Origin of the sequence: Hyalangium minutum (assembly GCF_000737315.1) — a bacterium.
Lineage (GTDB): Bacteria > Myxococcota > Myxococcia > Myxococcales > Myxococcaceae > Hyalangium > Hyalangium minutum.
Genome location: NZ_JMCB01000002.1, coordinates 645,690 through 665,368 on the forward strand (window position 1 = coordinate 645,690; position 19,679 = coordinate 665,368).

Consider the following 19,679-nt stretch of genomic DNA (forward strand, 5'->3'; position numbering starts at 1 on the left):
TACAGCGGCCCCTTGAGCGAGGCCGTCCTCAGCGCTGGAAGTCGTAGACGCTGCCGAGCTGGAGGATCCGGGTGAGCTCGTCGAGCGCCGTCATCGTCTCGCGGGCGAGCTTGGGATCCTGCAAGTCCTTGGCGTAGAGCGTCTCGCGGTAGTGCTTGCGGATCCAGGCGGCGAGCGACTCGTGGAGCGAGGCGGAGTAGAAGACGTTGGCCTTCACGGCGGCGCGCTCGGCGTCGGTGAGCCCGATGCGCTGGCGCAGGCAAGCCGGACCGCCGCCGTTGTTCATGGACTGGCGCACGTCCAGGTAGTGCACGGCCTTCACGGGGTTTTCCTCGGCCACCACGCGCTCCAGGAAGCGCCGCGTGGTCTCCATCTCCTGGCTCTCGATGGGCGCGATGATGGCCATGCTGCCATCCGGCAGGGTGAGCACCTGGGAGTTGAACGGGTACGCCTTCACCGCGTCCTTCACCGGCAGCTCCGCCTGGGTGGCGACCACGGAGGTGAAGCCCGGGCCCAGCTTCTCGCGCAGCGTGCGGAGCAGCCCGGCGTGGTCCACGAAGGCCAGCTCGTGGAGCATGAGGAAGGCACCATTGCCCACGGCGACCACGTCCGTATGGAAGGCGCCCGAGTCGATGCCCTCCGGGTGCTGCTGCGGGAAGAGGGTGCGGTCTGGATCCAAATGGTGCAGCCGGGCGAGCGCCTGGCTGGCCTCCAACGTTTGCCGGGCGGGGAAGCGCTGGGGTCCGGCAATGTCCTTCCACGCGCTGCGGCCCCAGGCGAGCAGGTGCACCGCGGCATGTCCGGGCGTCACGAGCCGGGTGTGGTTGGCCGCGCCCTCGTCGGCGAAGTGGCCACCGCCGGGCAGGGGAGCGTGCACGGCGAACCGCGCCTCGTCCGAGAAGATGGCGCGCAGCACGGAGTGCGTGGTCTCCGCCTCGATGGCGCGGTGGAACATCTGCTGGAGGTTGGCGGGCGTCAGGTGCATCCGCTTGTCCCCCGTGTCCTCCGAGGGCGCACAGGTGGCGGCATTCGCCGTCCACATGGCGGCGGCGCTGGAGGTGAGCCGCAGCAGGTGCTCGGCCTCGCGAGCGGCGCGGGTGATGACCTCCTCGTCGGTGCCGGAGAAGCCCAGCATCCGGAGCGTCTTCAGCGAGGGGCGTGGCTGGGGCGGCAGCACGGCCTGTCCCACCCCGAGCCCCGCCACGAAGCGCATCTTCTCCAGTCCTTGGAGGGCGGCTTCGCGAGGGTAGCTGGCCTGGCCGCCATGGGTGGTGGAGGCCAGGTTGCCGACCGAGAGGCCGCCATAATTATGAGTAGGGCCGACGAGACCGTCGAAGTTGTACTCGCGCATTGGATATAGAACCGGGGCTGTGGAGCACCCACCCTTAGCAAAGCGGCTGAAGCGTTTCCTCCGCTACCTGCTCATCCGGGCCGCGCTGGCCCTGGTCCACCCCATGCCCCTGGGGGTGGCGCGGTGGCTGGGTGTGCGCTTCGGGACACTCGCGTTCCTCGTAGCGGGAGGCGAGCGACGCAAAGCGTTGAAGTCCCTGGCCCGCGCCTTCCCGGAGAAGTCCGAGGCCGAGCGGCTTGCTCTGGCCCGCGCGTGCTTCCGCCACCTGGGCTCCGCCATGTTCGAGGTGGGGTGCACAGCGGCGCTCGACCGGGAGCTGAAGCAGCTCGTGGCGTGGCCTCAGGAGGAGCGGGCCGTGCTGGAGGCGGCGCTCGCGCGAGGCAAGGGCGTGGTGTTCGTCTCGGGGCACGTGGGGAACTGGGAGCTACTGGCCCGGCGCGTGGCCTCCGAGGGCTTCCCCTGCCAGAGCATCGCCAAGGAGACGTCGGATCCGAGGGTCACCGAACTCGTGAGCCGCTTCCGGGAGCGGGGTGGGGTGCGGAGCATCTGGCGCGGGCAGGAGGGGGCGGCCCGGCACATGCTCCGGGCGCTGAAGGGCGGAGAGATTCTGGGGCTGCTCATCGATCAGGACACCAAGGTGCAGTCCTTCTTCGTGCCCTTCTTCGGAGAGCTGGCGGCGACGCCTCGGGCGGCGGCGGACCTGGCGATCCGCACCGGCGCGGCGGTGGTGGTGGGCTTCTGCCAGCGCGGCGCGGAGGGCTACCGGCTGACGATGGAGGAGGTGCCCCTGCCCACCGAGCAGGATCGGGAGGCGGCGGCGCTGGCGCTCACAGCCGCGCTCTCCCAGCGGATTGAGGCGGCCATCCGCCGTGTCCCCGAGCAGTGGGTATGGATGCACCAGCGGTGGAAGACCCGTCCCGAGGCTCAACCCGCGACACTTGCTCCTGGAGTCCAGGCGCCCGCCCCCTCCCGGTGATAGGAAGAGACCCGTGCCGCGCCTCCTGCTCTCCAGCCTCCTCGTCCTCCTGGCCACCGCATGTGGGCCTCGCAGTGGGCCTGCGGGGGCCACCGAGCCTCCACCCCAGGTGGTGCTCTATGGCGTTCACATTCAGACCTTCGAGGGCGACCAGCTCGTCCTCGCCGGCCGCGCCGAGCGCCTCACCTACCAGCGCGCCGAGGGCGCCGTGACGGCCACCAACACCCTGCTGCGCCTGCCCAGCCGTCGAGGCACCCAGCGCGCACCCTCGGGTCCCCGAGGAGGCATGGAGATCCGCGCCCCGGTGATGGAGGGCAGCCTCGCCTCGCGCCAGCTCACGGGCTCCGGAGGCGTCGTCATCCGCACCGCCGATGGCGCCGTGGCCCGCACGCCTCGGGCCACCTATGACGCTCCCGCCCAGCACGCCCGGGGCCGCGAGGGCGTGGCGGTGCAGGGCCCGGCTTATGGGCTCCGGGCCGACAGCTTCGACCTGTCCTTCGTGGATGGGACGTTCACCTTCGAAGGCGACACCCAGACCGTGGTGGGAGGGGCAAAGTGATCGAGTTCCTGGCGATGGCCTTCTTCCTGGCTCAGCCCACGCCGGCGCCCGCGGCGACGGACGGAGGCCCGCGCGCGCCGATGCTCGGCAACGTGCCGCTGAACAACCCGGTGGAGATCACCGCCAAGCTCATTACGGGCGAGCGCAGCTCGGCCACCTTCACCGGGGACGTGCAGGTGAAGCACCGCACGCTGGACCTCAAGTGCGACAAGATGGTGGCCTACTACACGGGCGCCCGCGAGGTGACGCGCGTGGAGTGCACCGGCGGCGTGCAGGCCCAGGACGGCGACCGGTTCGCCCGGGGCGAGCGCGCCGAGTACGACGTGCCCAGCGGCGTGCTGGTGGTGACGGGCTCTCCCGAGGCCCGCCAGGGCACTACCTATGTGACGGGCACCAAGGTGCGCCTCACGCTGGGCAGCGAGCGGCTCGAGGTGGAGAACGCCCGCATCGTCGTGGAGACGGCCCCGGCGGGCGGCGGGAAGAAGGGCAAGGGAGGCGCGAAGAAGCCATGAGCGCCGGGCAGCTCTTTGCCGAGGGCCTCCAGAAGAGCTTCCGCAAGCGCCAGGTGGTGCGCGGCGTCACCTTCACCGTCTCCCAGGGCGAGGTGGTGGGGCTGCTGGGGCCCAACGGCGCCGGCAAGACGACGAGCTTCAACATGGTGGTGGGGCTCGTCACCCCGGACCGCGGCCGCGTCCGCCTGGATGAGGAGGACCTCACGCACCTGCCCATGCACCGGCGCGCGCGCCGCGGCCTCGGCTACCTGCCCCAGGAGGCCTCCATCTTCCGCAAGCTCACCGTGCGCCAGAACTTCCTGGCCGTGCTGGAGCTCCAGAAGGGCTTGGACCGCAAGGCCCGCGAGACCAAGGCCCAGGATCTCATCGAAGAGTTCGGCCTGAACCATGTGGCCGATTCGCTGGGAGAGACGCTCTCGGGCGGCGAGCGGCGGCGCGCGGAGATCGCCCGCTCCTTGATTCCCAACCCCCGCTTCATCCTCTTCGACGAGCCCTTCGCGGGCGTGGACCCCATCAACGTGGGGGACCTCCAGAAGCAGATCGCCCTGCTCAAGCAGCGGGGCCTGGGCGTGCTGATCACCGACCACAACGTCCAGGACACCCTCGGCATCTGCGACCGTGCCTACATCATCGCCCAGGGGCAGATCCTCGAAGAGGGCACCCCGGCCGCGATCGCAGAGTCGCCCCGAGCGCGCGCGGTCTACCTGGGAGAGCGCTTCCGCCTGCAAACGCCGTGAAAACGGCCCCTTAGGGCCGATTCTTACGCGCTGAGAGAGCAGCCGAGCACGCTCCAACACACCCCTTGACTTTCGTTGGCCTACCCTTTGCGTCGAGGGGTGAACACCTGCCAGGAGACCCGAAACGTCTCCTAAATCCATGATTCCATTATGGAAATCAGGGCTTGCAAGCAAGAGGCCACATTCTTGGGCACTGGACGAATGGAGGGGGTCTTGCTAGTTTGGCACGGTCCTTGATTGAAGCTGAATGAGGGACATGTTTCTCCTCGGTGGGGAGCCTTTTCAATGGCGATGGAACTCAAGCAAAGCCTGAAACTCTCGCAGCAGCTGGTGATGACACCGCAGCTGCAGCAGGCGATCAAACTCCTCCAGTTATCGAGGATGGAGCTGCTCGAGCAGGTGCGGGAGGAGATGGAGCAGAACCCGCTGTTGGAGCAGCCAGACGAGCAGGCCCCGCTGGATGTGGCGGACAAGGAGCCGGGAGAGGCCTCCCTGGAGGCGGGCAACGTCGAGGTGCCGAGGGATCCCGAGGCGCCGATGGTGGGCGACAGCACCCCGGAGTTCAAGGGGGACTCGGACAACCCGCCGGAGATCGACTGGGAGGCCTACCTCAACAGCTACCAGTTCCAGGAGCAGAGCACCGCGTCGAACAAGGGCAACGTGGCCACGGACGACATGCCGTCGTTCGAAGCCAACATGGTGAAGAAGGAGGACCTGGCCGACCATCTGCAGGCGCAGCTGGGGATGTTGAAGATGAACGAGGCCGAGCGCCGTGTGGCCATGCTCATCATCTTCAACCTGGATGACGACGGGTACCTGAAGTTGCCGGACGTGGAGGGAGATCCGCTGATCCGCCTGGCGAACGAGGGGGACGTGCCCATGAGCGTGGCCGAGCGCACGCTGCGGCGCATCCAGAGCCTGGATCCGAAGGGCTGCGGCGCCCGTGACTTGCAGGAGTGCCTTCTCATCCAGGTACAGGCGCTGAAGGAGAAGCACGCCCCGATGCTGGGGATGATGATCAAGCGGTACATGAAGTACCTGGAGAGCAAGAACCTGCCGGCCATCGCCAAGGAGCTGAAGGTCACGCTCGAGGAGGTGGTGGATGCGGCGAAGCTATTGCCCAAGCTGGATCCGAAGCCGGGGCGCAACTTCAGCGGGGATGACGCGCCGTACATCAGCCCGGACGTCTTCGTCTACAAGATGGGGGACGAGTACACGGTGGTGCTGAATGACGACGGTTTGTCCAAGCTGCGCATCTCGAGCACGTACCGGAACGCGCTGAAGAACGGGGCGGTGTCGCCGGGACAGACGAAGGAGTTCATCCAGGACAAGCTGCGCAGCGCGCAGTGGTTGATTCGCTCGATTCACCAGCGGCAGCGGACGATCTACAAGGTCACCGAGAGCATCATCAAGTTCCAGCGGGACTTCCTGGACAAGGGGATTGCTCACCTGAAGCCGCTCATCCTGAGGGATGTGGCGGAGGACATCGGGATGCACGAGTCCACGGTGTCGCGCGTGACGACGAGCAAGTACGTGCACACGCCGCAGGGCATCTTCGAGCTGAAGTACTTCTTCAACTCGTCGATCGCGCGCGTGTCGGGCGAGGACACCGCGAGCGAGGCGGTGAAGCACCACATCAAGCAGCTGGTGTCGCAGGAAGACGCTCGCAATCCGCTCTCGGACCAGAAGATCGTGGAGCTGCTGAAGGCGCAGGGCACGGAGATCGCCCGGCGCACGGTGGCCAAGTACCGCGAGGTGCTGGGCATCCTCCCGAGCAGCAAGCGCAAGCGTTACTTCTGAGGAAGTGGATTGAGCTCTGAGGCAGGATGGCCTCATGAGCACGGACACAGAGCTTCCCTGGAGAGATCTCATCCCCCTGATCGTCCCTCCTGTCACCCTGGAGGGACGTGCGGTTCGCCTGGAGCCGCTCGGCCCCGAGCACGCCGCGCCGCTGGCCTCCCTCTGTGAGGATGAGATCTTCGAGTTCTCCGTTCAGGTGCTGCGCACCGAGGCGGAGCTGGCCGCGTACATCACCTCGGCCCTGGAGGCCGCCGCGCGGGGCACCGAGCAGCCGTTCTTCATCTGTGACCGGAACACAGGGGCCCCGCTCGGCACCACCCGGTACATGACGATCTCCCGCAACGACCGGAACCTGGAAATCGGTCACACGTGGCTGGGGCGCCGGGCCTGGCGCTCCCGGGTGAACACCGAGTGCAAGTTCCTCCTCTTGCGCCACGCCTTCGAGCAGCTGCGCGTCATGCGCGTCCAGCTCAAGACCGATCATCGCAACGCCCGCTCCCGCGCCGCCATTGAGCGCATCGGCGCCAGGTTCGAGGGCATCCTCCGCAACCACATGCTGGTGCGCGGCGGCATCGTGCGGGACTCCGCGTACTACAGCATCCTCGACACCGAGTGGCCCGAGGTGAAGGCTCGCCTGCAAGAGCGACTCGCCGGGGAGTGATAGGGTCCGGGACGCATGTTCCGCTCCGCTCCTTCTCTGAAATCCCTCGTGGTTGCTCCCTCGCTCGCCGCCGTGCTCGGGCTGCTCTCTGGCTGCGGCGGGCGTACCGAGACTGTCTCCGTCTCCCTGGAGGACCTCTCCAACCGCACACTCACCTACGCCCTCGTGGACGTGGACGCCCTGGAGACCCCGGACGCCGCGGGCTCCCACCGCTTCACCGTCACGCTGTCGCAGCCGGAAGATGGCTGCACGCGGCTCGTGGATGGCGTCACGGCCACCTTCAACGGCCAGCCCATGAAGCTGGAACTCGGCGGCTTCCCCGACACCAGTGGGCGGGATGCTTGCGAGCAGTCGCGCGCATGGTTCGACTTCGATCCTGAAGTCTGGAACGCCGAGCCCATCGAGGACGCCCGCGTGTTCCTCAAGGATAAGGACGGCACCCCCGCCATCACGCTCATCGTGAAGGGCGCCAAGGCCAAGCGCCGCTTTGCCTTTCAAGGGACCGGTACGGGCACCACGCTGCGGCGTGGCCAGACGTACACGTACCGCTGGCTGCCAGCCGAGGAGACGCCCGGCCCCGCTACCGTCACGCTGCTCCGAGAAGGCGGCCGGGCCCCCGCCACCCTGCAGATCACCCAGGAGAACGGCGACGTGAGCTTCGTCCTCCCCGAGGCCACCCCAGCCGCCAACCACCTGCTGACCCTGAAGGCCAGCCTGGAGGGCGGTGTGCTCGACTGCCAGGGGGTCGCCAGCTGCAGCGGCTCCATCTTCCACTCCAGCGACTACGAGGTCGCCGTCGCTCAGTAGGCGGGGAGGCCGCTCGTTCTCCGAGCGAGCCAACGTCGGCGGCCATACGGTGCGGTTGTCCCGAGGTCAGTGGTTGCCGGACCTCGGGCTCGCACCCACCGTGCCTGGGTACCCCACGGAGGACCCATGCCTCGCAACCCCGATCCACGTCACGCTGGCCAGAAGGCCCCCTTCAACGAGCAGCCCCAGGCGCATCCCGGTATCGAAGAGCGGATGCAGGAAGCCCCCGACTTTGGTGAGGACTCCTACAAGGGGCTCGGCCGGCTGAAGGACCGGGTGGCGCTCGTCACCGGTGGTGACAGTGGCATCGGACGCGCGGTGTGCCTCGCCTTTGCCCGCGAGGGCGCGGACGTGGCCTTCGCCTACCTCAACGAGTACGAGGACGCGGAGAAGACGCGCCGGCTCCTCGAGGACGAGGGCCGCCAGGTGCTCGCCATGGCTGGGGACCTCGCCATCGAGGCTCACTGCCGCAAGCTCATCGAGGACACGGTGAAGCGGTTCGGCCGCATCGACGTGCTCGTGAACAACGCCGCCTTTCAGGGCAAGGAGGTGGAGAAGTTCGAGGAGCTCGACCCCGAGCGCGTCGAGCGCACCTTCCGCGTCAACATCCTCGCCATGTTCCACCTGGTGCGGCTGGCCCTGCCCCACATGAAGCCCGGCAGCGCCATCATCAATGTCGCCTCCGTCCAGGCCTATCAGCCCTCGCCCGGCATCCTCGACTACGCGAGCACCAAGGGCGCCATCGTCACCTTCACCAAGGGCCTCGCGCAGTCGCTCATCGAGCGCGGCATCCGCGTCAACTGCGTGGCCCCCGGGCCCGTGTGGACGCCGCTCATTCCGCAGTCCTTCAGTGGTGAGCACCTCAAGAAGTTCGGTGAGAGCAACCCCATGGGCCGCGCTGCCCAGCCCGCAGAGCTCGCGCCCTCTTTTGTGTTCCTCGCCAGCGACGAGTCGCGCTACGTCAATGGGGAGATCCTCGGCGTCACTGGAGGCAAGGTCCTCGCGTAAGCGGGCCTGGAGCGGAGAGGCCCCTTGGCGCAGCGAAGACTGTGCAGGACCCAACCCATCACGTGACTCTCCGGTTGCTGTCCCAGAGGGCGCGGAAGTGGTTGAAACTCCAAGAGAATAGCTCGGGAATAAGCCCTGCGTCCACCTGTCGGAGGGATGGGGGCTCTCTCTCCCTGGGACGGTGGACAAGCGATCTCCAGGGGGGGCGGGTTGCTTTTGGACCCCCAGACCGTTTCTGATCTGAAACGGAGCACGTCCTACCCATGGAGGAGGCAGCTACGCATGCAGATGAACATCACCTTCCGCCAGTTCGGAGCGTCGGATTCCCTCAAGGAGTACGCACGCGAGAAGGTTGACCGGGTAAATCGGCTGTTGGACCGGGCTGGCGAAGCGCATGTGGTGCTCTCGCTCGAACGTCACCTGCACCACGCGGACATCACGATCCACTCCGGTTCGTGGGTCCTCCGGGGCCGTGAGAAGAGCGAGGACATGTACGCGTCCATTGATCTCGCGATGGACAAGATCGAGCGGCAACTGCGCCGCTACAAGGACAAGCTCAAGAGCCACCACGGCCGCGAGAAGGTCCACCACCGGCAGGATCTGATGAACCAGCTGTCGCGCGTGCGCCACGCTGTGTTCGAGATGCCGGGGGACGAGGAGTCCACCGCGCCCGAGCCCCAGACGAACGGCGCTCAGGCCTCCTCGCCGGCTCCGGCCAGTGAGGCGGACTCGCCGCGCATGCTCCGCACCACCCACCTCACCGTCAAGCAGCTGAAGGTGGAAGAGGCGGTGATGCAGATGAACCTGATGAACAACGACTTCTACGTGTTCCACAACGTGGAGACGAACGCGATGTCCGTGCTCTACCGCCGCAAGGATGGGCAGTACGGCCTCATCGAGCCGCACGAGCCCGAGTCGGCTGCTGCCACGGGCACGCGCTAGCGGACCCCTGAAACACGAGCGCTCCGTCTCCCGAGAAGGGTGAGACGGAGCGCGGTGCCGCTGCCCCGGGAAGGCTCCCGGGGTGGCGCGTTCCTACTGGTACTTGCGGCAGTAGGTGTCCGGCACCTGGCGCAGCACCTCGCGCGGAGCGGAGAAGCGCGCGATGGAGACTGCGGGCGAGTAGGTGTCCGTGTAGCTCACGAGCGCCAGGGTGAGCAGCGAAGCCATCTCGCCGACGGGGCGCGCCTGGAGGCTCTCCGGGAAGTCCACCGAGAACCCTTCCTCGAGAGGGCCCGAGCAGTCGCGCTTGCCGGAGAAGCCGCCCTCCACCCGGTTCAAGTAGTAGGCGCACAGGCCCACGCGCGCCACCAGCACGTCCCCCTTCATGAGCAGGTCCACCGGAGCGCCGCCGAAGGTGCCCGAGGCGCGGACGTCATCGCCCTCGGACAGCTCCAGGCGGGTCGGCTGCGCGCCGAAGACGCCCGTGACGTTCTGGTAGTTCCACTGCAGCTCCACCGGCTGGTTGCGGAAGCGGCCGCGCAGCCCATCGTTCCGCAGGCTGATCGACGAGGAGGGACCGGTGATGTAGCGGTTCGTCACCACCATGGGCTCGGCGGAGCGCTGGCCCATGCGGACCTTCTCGCCCTCCGCCCGAAGGCCAGTGCTGGCCCCAGCGCAGCCCACAGTCAGACAGAGAAGAGACGACAGCAGCAGTGCGCGCGACATGAGTTCCTCCGTTCGTTCGTTCGTTCCGTAGCCGTGACGACAGGAAGAACGCGGAGCCCGAAATGGCATATCGCGGGGGAATGGCGGTTCAGCGCGCGGCGCCCTGCGCGGCCTCGGCCTGCTTCTGTCCCACCGGATCCAGGCCGTGACCGAAGCTGAACATGCGCAGGTGCACGGGCAGCCGCCCCGGCGTGCCGATCTCTCCGAAGAGGGCGGCGGCTGCGGCGGAGGTGGAGGCGGGCTGGTACGAGTAGACCGCGAGCACCGCGCGGGCCTCGTCCACCATCTCCACCAGATACGGCAGGCCCATGGAGACGACGACCACGGGCTTGCCGGTGGCGGCGGCCATGGTGACGAGCTCGGCCTGCCGGGAATTGATCATCCCCACCACCACCACGTCTGCCTTGAGCGCCGCCTTCCGGGCCTTCTGGCGCAGCGCGGCACGGCGGCTCTCTGCCGGGTATGCGGGGACATTGAGCACGGAGGCCCGAGGGGAGCGGGAGAGGATGGCCTCGCCCAGCGAGGGCTCGGCGGTGATGACGGCGATGCGCGTGGACGGGGACAGCGGGAAGTGCCGCCCATCCGTGCGCAGCAGCGTGACCGAGGCGCGGGCAATGAGGTGGGCCACCTCGCCATTGCCCGGAGGCGGCGGGTTGGAGAGCCGCTGCTCCAGAACGGGCGGCGTCTCGAAGAGGCCCCGGCGCAGCTTGGCGGTGAGGATGCGGCGCACGGCCTGCTCCAGGCGCGCGGCGGGCAGGTCTCCGCTCCGCGCGGCGGCGAGCAGGTGCTCATAGACTTCGATCTTCTTCTCCGGCTGCCAGGGCACCAGCACCATGTCCGCGCCGGCCTTCACCGCCAGCACCGCCGCGCGGCCCACGCCGTAGCGCTGGGCAATGGCCTCCATCTCCATCTCGTCGGTGAGCACCAGCCCGTCAAAGCCCAGCTCCTGGCGCAGCAGCCCGTCCAGCACCTGGGGGCTCAAGGTGGCGGGCACGTCATTCCCGGTGAGGCGGGGGATGGCCACATGGGCCGTCATCAGCCCGTCCAGCCCGTCCTGGATGACGGCGCGGAAGGGCTCCATCTGCGCCAGCACCTCCTCGCGCGTCTCCTCCATGATGGGCAGCGACGTGTGGCTGTCCGCGTCCGTGGCCCCATGTCCGGGGAAGTGCTTGGCCACGGTGACGAGCCCCGCGTCCTGCTGCCCCTTCACGAAGGCTCGGCCCAGCTCGGAGACCAGGGGCACGCTGTCCCCATACGAGCGCACGCCGATGACGGGGTTGCGCGGGTTGAGGTTCACATCCAGTACGGGGGCCAGGTTCATGTTGAACCCCAACCGTCTCAGGTCCTCCCCCTGGGCCCTACCTGCTGAGTAGGCCAGCTCGGGCGAGCGAGTGGCGCCCAGGGCCATGTTGCTGGGCAGCACCACCACCTGGTCCTGCACGCGCACCACGTTGCCTCCCTCTTGATCCAACGCGAGGAAGGGGGGGATGTGATCGACCAGCAGCCGCCGGAGCCCGTCATTGAGCCGCGCCACCTGACTGGCGTCGCGGACGTTGTGCTTGAAGAGGCAGACCCCACCCACCCGGTGGCCTCGGACCAGCTCCTCCACGTCCTCGTCCACCTCGGTGCCGTAGAAGCCCACCATCATCAGCTGTCCCACCCGGGACTCCAGGGAGAGGCCCGCCAGCAGGGTCTCTACCCGCTCCGAGGACACCGGAGGCAAACCTGGGACGGGGGTAGGAGGTGCGGGCGCGACTCCCGGGGCGGGCGCGGTGGCGCAGAGGCCCAAAGAGAGCAGGAGGAGCAGGGGAACGAGGTGACGGGCAGACACGCGGGTGGGGATGCTAGTCGAGAGATGCCACCCCCTCCACCTTGCGTCCGGGTGAGCGAAGCCTGACGAAGCGCGCGAGAGTGGGCAGGCGACCCTTGCGCGAAAGAGTGGTGAGGAGTAATTGCCCCTCGACGTCGAGCGCCACCGCGGGAGCGCCAGTGAGAATCTCCGAGTTCCTCAGCCCTCAAGCCGTCATCGCGGACATGCAGGCGCGCACCAAGCCCGAGGTGCTGCGCGAGCTGAGCGGGGCGCTCGTGCGCGCCCACCCCCAGCTGCAGGAGGACCGGCTGGTGGAGGTGCTGCGCGAGCGCGAGAAGCTCGGCTCCACCGGCATCGGCGAGGGGGTGGCCATCCCCCACGGCAAGCTCCCCGGCATGACGCAGCTGCTCGCCACCTTCGGTGTCTCCAAGCAGGGCCTGGACTTCGAGGCGATTGACGGCAAGCCCACCCACCTCTTCTTCGCGCTGGTGGCCCCGGAGAACAGTGCCGGTGTGCACCTCAAGGCACTGGCCCGCATCTCCCGCCTCTTCAAGAACCCCCGGTTCCGGGCCGCCATCCTCGAGGCCCCCTCCGCCGCGGATATCCACGCGCTCATCGTCCAGGAAGACGCCCGGCCCTGAGCGGGCTTCGGAGGGGGGAGCTCCGTGGAAATCGTTCTTCGCCCCATCAATGATGGGTTCTTCCAGGAACTCGTGCTCCCGTTCTTCACGCGCTGCATGGGGGACGCGCCGCGCGCGCTGGAAGGGATGATGGGAAGGCTGGGGGACGAGGAGACGCGCTTCCTCTGTGATCGGCTGTTGTCCACGGCTTCGCCGGGCGGGCTCAGCGGGCTGGAGCGGGAACCTTGGGTCGAGCTGGTGGATCGGCTCGTCTTCCAGCCGTGGCAGCTGGGGGATTCGGGCTGGGAGCTCGGAGCCTCTCGGGCCGGCTACGCGGGCGACTGGGACGAGGCGCTGCACCTGGCGTTGATGGTGGAGCTGCCGGACTACCCGTATGGCCAGGCCCGCGAGGCCCGGGCTGTGCGAGACGCCTTCCGGCAGAAGCCCCGGGTCGAACTGGGCCTGGCCTCCTTCATTGGTGGCACCTGGGAGCCGCTCCCGCAGTTCCCGCCGGATCAGGTCTTCGCCACCCAGGGCCGCGCCGGGTACATGCCTCGGCAGGGCCTGGCCTTCGCGGACTGGGCGTGGCGGCCAGCGCATGCGGTGGCCGACTGGCACGCAACCCTGGTGCGCAAGCTGGACCGGCTGCTCACTCGAGAGGTGGAGCGGCTGAAGCTGCCCTCGCTGCCGGAGCGGGACGAGCTGCTGGCGTGGTGGACGGGCCGGGCGACCAAACCTCCGCCGCTGGCGGTGGTCTTCTCCGGCCTGGGACCCCGGGCTCCGGAGTGGATCTACGAGCTGGGTGTCCTCTGTGGCGAGGTGCGCACCGCCGCCCAGGAGCACTCCGCCGTGGTGTCACTGGTGACCAAGAGCACCCAGGTCCGCGTCTGAGGGCTCAGGTCCGCTGTGTCTCCAGCAGCAGCGTGACGGGCCCGTCGTTGATCAGCGCCACCTTCATGTCCGCTGCGAAGATGCCCGTGCCGACGGTGAGGCCCCGGGTACGCAGCTGCTCGCAGACCTTCTCATAGAGGGCTTTGGCCGGCTCCGGCTCCAGCGCCTCCGTGAAGCTGGGGCGCCGGCCCCTCCGCGTATCTCCATATAAGGTGAACTGGCTCACGACGATGAGCTGCTTGTGCGTGTCCTCCAGGGACAGGTTCATCTTCCCGGCGGCGTCCTCGAAGATGCGCAGCGTGGCCAGCTTCTCCACCATCCACGGCACGTCCGCCTCCGTGTCCCCCTTGCCCACGCCCAGCAGCACCAGCAGCCCCGGACCGATCTGACTCACCTTTTTCCCATCCACGGTGACTGAGGCTTCGAGCACCCGCTGGACTACAGCCCTCATCTCCATCCTCCTGGATTTCCTGGGGAAATCGGGTGAGTTCTCAGCGCACAAGAGATTATTCTTCCATACTAAGCAACCAAAATTCCTGATCGCAGAGAATCCCCATGTACTTACAGCGGCGCACTTCTGCCCCGCTTCAGCTTTCGGGAGTCCGCCATGGCGATCTCTGTCGACAACCGCAGCCGCACCTACAGCCGCTCCTACGAGCAGAACCGGACCACGGGCGAGACCACGCGGACCACGCGCAGCACCAGCGAGCGCGGCCAGCCGGTGAAGCCTGAGGTGAAGAACAACGGCGTGAAGCCGAAGGCTGAGGTCGAGCTGTTCAAGGACAAGTTCGAGGCCGAGGCCAACGCGGTCTCCGCCGAGGGCAAGTTCGGCAAGCCGGGCAGCGCGCTCTCCGGTGAGGGCAACGTGAAGGTGGGCTCGGCTGGCGTGTCGGGCGAGGGCTCGGTGACTGCGGATCTGGCCAAGGGCCAGGTGAAGGCCGAGGGTAAGGCCGAGGCGCACGCCAACCTCGTGAGCGCCGAGGGCAAGGTGAAGTCCGAGTACGGCATCGGCAGCACCGAGGCGTCGGCCAAGGGCAACGTGGGCGCCGAGGCCAGCGTCAAGGGCGAGGTGGTGGTGGATCCGCTGCACGGCGACGTGGCGGCCTCCGCGGGCGGCGAGGCCTTCGTCGGGGCGCGTGCCTCGGCCGAGGTGGCGCAGACGGTCGGCCCGGCCACCGCGAAGGTGGGCGGTGAGGTGACCGCGGGCCTGGGCGCCGAGTTCGAGGCGGACGTGGGCCTGAAGGATGGCAAGCTCTCGGCCAACTTCGACATCGGCGCGACGCTGGGCATCGGCGCCAGCGTGGAGTTCGGCGTCGAGGTGGACGTGGGCAAGGTGGCCAGCGGCGTGAAGGACGCGGCCGGCGCGGTGGCGGACGTGGCCAGCAACGTGGCCGACAAGGCCGGCGACGTGGTCAGCGGCGCGGCCGACAAGGCCAAGGACCTGGCGGGCAAGGTCCTCGACATCGGCTGGTAGTTTCCACTCGGGCCCTGCCGCGCTCGCAAAGAGGGCGACAGGGCCAGGTGCCTGGGAGAGAATGCAGCGCATGAGCGCGCTGGAGAGACTCCTCGAGGCAGGGCAGACAGCCAAGGCGAAGGCGGAGGCGGAGCAGATCCTGGCGAAGAAGCCACAGGATCGCTCCGCCCTCGTCGTTTTGAGCAAGGTCCTCTTGCTGGAGGGCCAGCTCGAGCAGGCCGAGAAGCACCTGGCCGTGGCCGAGCAGCAGGGCGCCACGGCGGAGACGCTGCTGCTGCGCGCCAACCTTGCCTCGCAGCGGGGCCAGCTCGAGCCAGCGGTGGGGTACTTCCGCCAGGTGCTCTCCCGGGAGCCTCTGCGCGGCGAGGCCTGCTTTGGCCTGGGGCTCGCGCTCTTCAAGCAGGGCAAGACGGACGAGGCGCTCGCCGCGCTGGCCAAGGCGGTGCAGGTTCAGCCGAAGAACGCCATCTTCGTCTACCGGTACGGGCAGGTGCTGCACGAGGCCGGGAAGACGGACCTGGGCATCCAGACGATTGCGCAGGCCATCACCCTGCAGCCGAAGTTCCTCCCGCCCTACCTGTCGCTGATCGAGGTGCTCGTGGAGGAGGGGCTGGCGCTCCAGGCGCGCAGGCTGGTGCAGGAGGGCCTGCGGGAGATTCCCAACCACCCGCGCCTGTTGGCAGCACTCACGGCGATCTCGCTCGGGATGGGGGATGTGAAGGGGAGCTACCAGGCCGCCTCGACGCTCGCCACGCAGCGGCCGAAGGATGCCCAGGCGCAGGCCAACCTCGCGCTGCTGATGGTGCTCCGAGGCCAGAACCGGGAGGCACTGCACGTGTGCCGCACCATGGAGAGCCTGGGGCTGGCCACGGCGGACCTGAAGATGATCGAGGCCACGGCGCACGAGGCGGCCGAGCCACCGGCCTACGAGAAGGCCATCGCGGCCTACGAGGAGGCGATGGCCTTGGATGCGAACGGCTGGAAGGCGCCCAACAACCTGGGCCAGCTGCTGATGCGCATGCCCGCCACGCCGCCGGAGAAGCTGATGTCCCGCGCCGTCACGGTGCTGGAGGAGGCGGTGCGGCGTCAGCCCGCGCAGCCCGCGCCACACCTGAACCTGGCGCTGGCGTACACGCGCCTGGGCGACAAGGCGAAGGCGCAGGCCCAGGCGAAGGCGGTGCTCGCCGCGAACCTGCCCGAGGGCGATGAGCTGCGCGAGCAGGCCGAGCGGCTCCTGAAGGCGCTGGGCTGAGCGCGGCGGGGCGGCTCAGAAGCCGTAGCGGCCCGGGGCGAAGATGCCAGCGGGGTCCACGGCCTCCTTGAGGCGCTTGAGCAGCGTGCGCGAGTCGTCCTGCACGGGGATCTCCTCGGGGAAGCCGGGGAGGCCGAGCCGCATGGGGTAGTAGCCGGCCTGGATGAGCTCTCGCTGGAGGGCCTGGTAGCAGGCCATGGCGCGCTCGTCCTCGCCGGGGACTTCGCGATCGAACGCGAGCGCCACCACCAGATACATGCAACGCGGGGAGAGGGCCAGCAGGGCCACGTTGGGCTCCAAGGCGAACATGCGCGGCACGCGGGTGGCGATGGCGGAGGCGGCCTGGGCCTCCTCGCCGGTAAAGGGCACGGCCACCGAGCACCAGATGAAGCCGCACTTGTCCCGGTCCGGGTGAGGCGGGTCGGGCACAGGGTTCTTCTTGCGCCAGTAGGTCATGGCGAGGTTGCCGTCCGAGGGGCGGCCCTGGAACGCGCTCTCGTAGTCGGGGCCACGGTCTTGCATTTCCAAGCGGTGGCCGAGTCCCTCCATGGCAGTGCCCACCCGGCGCTGGAGGAGGGCTCCTAGCTCTTCATCTTGGGCGGAGATGGCGCCGCTGATGATCCACCGGCCGAGCTCCTCGCGGAGCTGCTCCAGCATGAAGGAGGGCAGCGGCGTGCGTCCGCCCGTGTGCTCGAAGGGGAACTGGCGGGCGATGCTGAGCGCCTTCACGTCATTCCAGATGAAGAGGCTGTTGCGCAGGGTGCCATCGAGCGCGAGCGGCTGAAGGCGATCCAGCAGCTCCCACAAGTGGGCGTCCTCCTTCACGGCGTAGGCGAACTCGTGCAGATAGGGGGCCTTCTTCACCAGCCAGAAGGTCATCCGCGTCACCACGCCGAGGGCGGACTGGCTGAAGAGGCCATCCAGCGAGGGGCCCAGACCCCAGCGGAAGACAGGGGCGGCGTGGGCGCTGGGGAAGCGGGCCATGCCGGTCTCGATGCGCTCGCCATTGGGGAGCACCACCTCCAGGCCGCAGACGTAGTTGAAGATGTCGGCGTGAGGGCCGCGGCCGTCGCCGCGTTCGAGGGCGTTGCCAATAAGGCTTCCTTCGGGCGAGCCGCCAATGGTGGTGATGAAGAGGGGACTGTTGCGCTCTTTGAGCCAGGTGTACGCCTGACGGAAGGTCACGCCGGGCTCGATGGTGAGGTAGGCGAGCTTCTCGTCGTACGCGAGGATGCGGTTCATCCGCGCCAGCTCGATCAACACGCACCCGTCGCGCGGGGGAACGCGGGAGCCATAGCCCCAATTGCGGCCGCCGCTGACGGGGTAGACGGGGACGCGGCGGGCCTGGGCGATGCGCAGACAGGCCTGCACCTCGGCGGTGGTCGAGGGGCGGAGGATGGCGGGGATGCGCTGGGTGGTGGCGAAGGTGGCGGTCTCGGCCGAGGCGAGCGCCTCGGGCTCGGTGATGACATGCTCTTCGCCCAGGGCGGAGCGCCACTCGGTGAGGGCGGTCTCCAGCGCGCTCATGGCGTGCCTCTCTTGAGAGGGAAGCAGCTCGAGAGGCGATAGTCAGGGTCGCAGGCGATGGGCAGGCTCACATGCGCCAGCTTGCCAGTGGGGGACCGTCCCCGGCTACACCCCAGACAGCAGGGTTCACCGGGGGCGGGTGACGAGCTCCTCGCGGCCGATGGGGCTGAGGCCTTGGGCCAAGAGCTTCCGGGCGGCGAGGACGGAGACGCAGTCGTCGGTGCTGTGGATGTCGCCGTAGAAGGTGAGGAGGGTGGGGGGCTCGACGACGCGGACTTCGCCGACCTGGACCGAGGGGACACGCCGCACGAAGACATCGAGGAGAACCTTCACGCCATCCACGTGGCGGGCGTAGCGATAGAAGTTCTCCGAAGTGGCATCGAAGCGGGTCCAGGTGCGGGTGTAGCCGCGCTGGGTGAGGGCGTGAATGAGCTCGGGGAGACGCTCGGGCTCGACGAAGAGGTCCACGTCCTTGTGGTCGTGGAAGATCTTCAGCTCCTCGTGGGGAGGGGCCATGAAGTGCCAGGCCCAACCGCCGGAGAGGGTGACGAGCGGTGCGATGGATCGCACCTCCCGTTCGAGCACGCTGAGGCGCTCGAGGTTCCAGGGCTCATCGGCCCGTTTCGGATTGCGAGGATCTCCCATGGCCCGGCTCCTTGTAGAGGCGGGCGCACTGGACGGAAGGGGCCGGGGAGGTCTGACGGTTGGTGTGGCCACCGCGCCCAGGAGTTCTCAACCTTTGTGCAGAGCAGCGAACTCAGCGACAAAGTCCAGGTACCGGAGAATGGCCTGCTGGTGGTCGCCGTTACAGTCTCGTAAATACTTGGCGGGCCAGCCCTCCTCAGGAAGTTCCCGTTTGACGTCTCTCAGCCAATTGCCAAAGTTCGCGTACAGTTCGTTCTTGAGATGGTTGTCATCCGCGCAGGCGTTATACCCATCGATGAACGTATTGAAGCGCTCTGCGTTGGTGTTTTCGAGATGTTCATGGAGCCGCCCGTGCAACAGGCTTTCGCGGATGCACAGCAGGTAGGAGAGGGTATCTCGGGCGGCTGGCGGCCCTTCTTCAGTCTCAGGCGGCTGGGCAGGAGTCGCGTCGCTGGGCAAAGCCCGCTTCGAGCGTGGGGAAGTGGAGAATTCATGGACCCAGTCAAGGTACGTCCCAATCGCTCGTTCGTGCTCTCCCCCCGCCATGGACAGATGTCGCTCGGTGGCTTTTTCTATCGGCTCTTCGCGTCTCGTGCTCCAAAGCCACTCGCAGAATCGAGCATACGCTTCATCGGAGAGCTGATGTTCACGCAGGCAGGCGCGATACCCCTCGATAAAGCCTGCAAGCCGCTCCACAAGCGGATCTCCGATATGAATGAAAAGTCTACCCTTCTTCATGTCCCGGTGAAGCAGGAGCAAGGCCTCCAGTGTTCCTACGGCCTCAAGATGCCCAAGGGTGGGCTCGAATTCGTGTTCATGGCTCATGGTGTCGAAACGACCTCCCATGAGATCTGGATGCGTGCCTGCAATCGCAAAAGATAATCGTCGAATTTCATGCCGAGGGGGCCTGTATAAGCATCATAAATCGACGCCCCGATTCTGACGGCTACGTGGTAACCCGCACGAGACACAGAAGCTTGGTTGCCTTCGGTCGTTTCGAAGACCATGTAGATGGGTCTTTCGGTGCGAAAAGCGACGTACTCCGGGCGCTGTCCCAGTTGTGTGAAAGCTTGATGGATGGTGCGTGCAACATCCTGGCACTTCCCCGGAATCTGACTCGCAGCGCTGTAGGCCACCTGAAGGTTTCTCAGCCACGCCGGTGCCTGTTGCCCGGTGTGAACCTCGTACAGGGCGATGGCACCGGCGATATCTCCCCGAGCCAGATAGGCCAGCAGTTTGGCGCGGGTGGACTCTGTGACCGTCATCGCCGTCGCTTGCGTAGGAGGGACGGGGCCTGCTCCTGCGGGTGTGATCAGGAGAAAGAGGAGCAGTACGAAGCTTCCCTGGCTACAGAAGTGACGCATGGGCGACCCTCCGTAAG

Annotated in this window: 21 protein-coding genes; 13 read left to right on the forward strand and 8 right to left on the reverse strand. The window is 67.6% G+C overall.

Features of this window, described 5'->3' with window-relative positions:
• Positions 1 to 28: 28 nt before the first annotated feature.
• Positions 29 to 1,351: an N-succinylarginine dihydrolase gene (astB, locus tag DB31_RS06260; protein ID WP_044183594.1), complete on the reverse strand. Its 1,323-nt coding sequence runs from the start codon at positions 1,349 to 1,351 to the stop codon at positions 29 to 31.
• Positions 1,352 to 1,370: 19 nt separating this feature from the next.
• Here astB and DB31_RS06265 point away from each other — a divergent pair, with 19 nt between their 5' ends.
• From DB31_RS06265 to hpf, 9 genes are all read left to right on the forward strand, one after another.
• Positions 1,371 to 2,327, forward strand: a complete 957-nt coding sequence (locus DB31_RS06265; protein WP_044183597.1) for a lysophospholipid acyltransferase family protein — start codon at positions 1,371 to 1,373, stop codon at positions 2,325 to 2,327.
• 13 nt (positions 2,328 to 2,340) lie between these two features.
• Positions 2,341 to 2,886, forward strand: coding sequence for a hypothetical protein (locus DB31_RS06270; RefSeq protein WP_044183601.1), 546 nt, complete (start codon positions 2,341 to 2,343; stop codon positions 2,884 to 2,886).
• Positions 2,883 to 3,398, forward strand: coding sequence for an LptA/OstA family protein (locus DB31_RS06275; protein ID WP_044183604.1), 516 nt, complete (start codon positions 2,883 to 2,885; stop codon positions 3,396 to 3,398). Before DB31_RS06270 ends, DB31_RS06275 begins: the two co-directional genes overlap by 4 nt.
• The gene (gene lptB, locus DB31_RS06280) at positions 3,395 to 4,135 is read left to right on the forward strand and encodes an LPS export ABC transporter ATP-binding protein (RefSeq protein WP_044183607.1); all 741 of its coding nucleotides are present in this window, start codon (positions 3,395 to 3,397) and stop codon (positions 4,133 to 4,135) included. The genes DB31_RS06275 and lptB overlap by 4 nt, the downstream gene beginning before the upstream one ends.
• Positions 4,136 to 4,420: 285 nt before the next feature.
• Positions 4,421 to 5,935 (forward strand): RNA polymerase factor sigma-54, encoded by a 1,515-nt coding sequence (gene rpoN, locus DB31_RS06285; protein WP_044183610.1) that lies wholly within the window; start codon positions 4,421 to 4,423, stop codon positions 5,933 to 5,935.
• 34 nt (positions 5,936 to 5,969) lie between these two features.
• Entirely contained in the window at positions 5,970 to 6,596 is a 627-nt protein-coding gene (locus DB31_RS06290; protein ID WP_044183613.1) for a GNAT family N-acetyltransferase, read from the forward strand.
• A gap of 48 nt (positions 6,597 to 6,644) precedes the next feature.
• Positions 6,645 to 7,403, forward strand: a complete 759-nt coding sequence (locus DB31_RS06295; protein WP_240486554.1) for a hypothetical protein — start codon at positions 6,645 to 6,647, stop codon at positions 7,401 to 7,403.
• A gap of 126 nt (positions 7,404 to 7,529) precedes the next feature.
• The gene (locus DB31_RS06300; protein ID WP_044183619.1) at positions 7,530 to 8,411 is read left to right on the forward strand and encodes an SDR family oxidoreductase; all 882 of its coding nucleotides are present in this window, start codon (positions 7,530 to 7,532) and stop codon (positions 8,409 to 8,411) included.
• Between the two features lie 282 nt (positions 8,412 to 8,693).
• Positions 8,694 to 9,353, forward strand: a complete 660-nt coding sequence (gene hpf, locus DB31_RS06305) for a ribosome hibernation-promoting factor, HPF/YfiA family (RefSeq protein ID WP_044183622.1) — start codon at positions 8,694 to 8,696, stop codon at positions 9,351 to 9,353.
• A 93-nt stretch (positions 9,354 to 9,446) separates the two neighbouring features.
• Here hpf and DB31_RS06310 read toward each other — a convergent pair whose 3' ends face one another.
• On the reverse strand, positions 9,447 to 10,079 hold the full coding sequence (locus DB31_RS06310; protein ID WP_044183625.1) for a hypothetical protein: 633 nt from the start codon (positions 10,077 to 10,079) through the stop codon (positions 9,447 to 9,449).
• A gap of 88 nt (positions 10,080 to 10,167) precedes the next feature.
• The gene (gene nagZ, locus DB31_RS06315) at positions 10,168 to 11,793 is read right to left on the reverse strand and encodes a beta-N-acetylhexosaminidase (protein WP_240486555.1); all 1,626 of its coding nucleotides are present in this window, start codon (positions 11,791 to 11,793) and stop codon (positions 10,168 to 10,170) included.
• Positions 11,794 to 12,068: 275 nt separating this feature from the next.
• Here nagZ and DB31_RS06320 point away from each other — a divergent pair, with 275 nt between their 5' ends.
• On the forward strand, positions 12,069 to 12,530 hold the full coding sequence (locus DB31_RS06320) for a PTS sugar transporter subunit IIA (protein WP_044183632.1): 462 nt from the start codon (positions 12,069 to 12,071) through the stop codon (positions 12,528 to 12,530).
• A 24-nt stretch (positions 12,531 to 12,554) separates the two neighbouring features.
• The gene (locus tag DB31_RS06325; RefSeq protein WP_044183635.1) at positions 12,555 to 13,400 is read left to right on the forward strand and encodes a hypothetical protein; all 846 of its coding nucleotides are present in this window, start codon (positions 12,555 to 12,557) and stop codon (positions 13,398 to 13,400) included.
• A gap of 4 nt (positions 13,401 to 13,404) precedes the next feature.
• Here DB31_RS06325 and dtd read toward each other — a convergent pair whose 3' ends face one another.
• Positions 13,405 to 13,851 carry a D-aminoacyl-tRNA deacylase gene (gene dtd, locus DB31_RS06330; RefSeq protein ID WP_044184078.1) on the reverse strand — a complete coding sequence of 149 codons (447 nt, stop codon included), beginning with the start codon at positions 13,849 to 13,851 and terminating at the stop codon, positions 13,405 to 13,407.
• Between the two features lie 156 nt (positions 13,852 to 14,007).
• On the opposite strand from dtd, the gene DB31_RS06335 reads away from it, so the two are divergent.
• Positions 14,008 to 14,874, forward strand: a complete 867-nt coding sequence (locus DB31_RS06335) for a hypothetical protein (protein ID WP_052419756.1) — start codon at positions 14,008 to 14,010, stop codon at positions 14,872 to 14,874.
• Positions 14,875 to 14,944: 70 nt separating this feature from the next.
• Complete coding sequence (locus DB31_RS06340; protein ID WP_169787013.1) at positions 14,945 to 16,126, forward strand: tetratricopeptide repeat protein; 1,182 nt, start codon at positions 14,945 to 14,947, stop codon at positions 16,124 to 16,126.
• 15 nt (positions 16,127 to 16,141) lie between these two features.
• Here DB31_RS06340 and DB31_RS06345 read toward each other — a convergent pair whose 3' ends face one another.
• The 4 genes from DB31_RS06345 to DB31_RS06365 all read right to left on the reverse strand — a co-directional run bounded on the left by DB31_RS06345 (position 16,142) and on the right by DB31_RS06365 (position 19,662).
• Entirely contained in the window at positions 16,142 to 17,653 is a 1,512-nt protein-coding gene (locus DB31_RS06345; RefSeq protein ID WP_044183642.1) for an FAD-binding oxidoreductase, read from the reverse strand.
• Positions 17,654 to 17,779: 126 nt separating this feature from the next.
• Positions 17,780 to 18,298, reverse strand: coding sequence for a hypothetical protein (locus DB31_RS06350; protein WP_157231850.1), 519 nt, complete (start codon positions 18,296 to 18,298; stop codon positions 17,780 to 17,782).
• Positions 18,299 to 18,385: 87 nt separating this feature from the next.
• The gene (locus DB31_RS44570) at positions 18,386 to 19,123 is read right to left on the reverse strand and encodes a hypothetical protein (protein WP_052419757.1); all 738 of its coding nucleotides are present in this window, start codon (positions 19,121 to 19,123) and stop codon (positions 18,386 to 18,388) included.
• Positions 19,120 to 19,662, reverse strand: coding sequence for a hypothetical protein (locus DB31_RS06365; protein WP_052419758.1), 543 nt, complete (start codon positions 19,660 to 19,662; stop codon positions 19,120 to 19,122). The genes DB31_RS44570 and DB31_RS06365 overlap by 4 nt, the downstream gene beginning before the upstream one ends.
• Positions 19,663 to 19,679 lie beyond the last annotated feature (17 nt).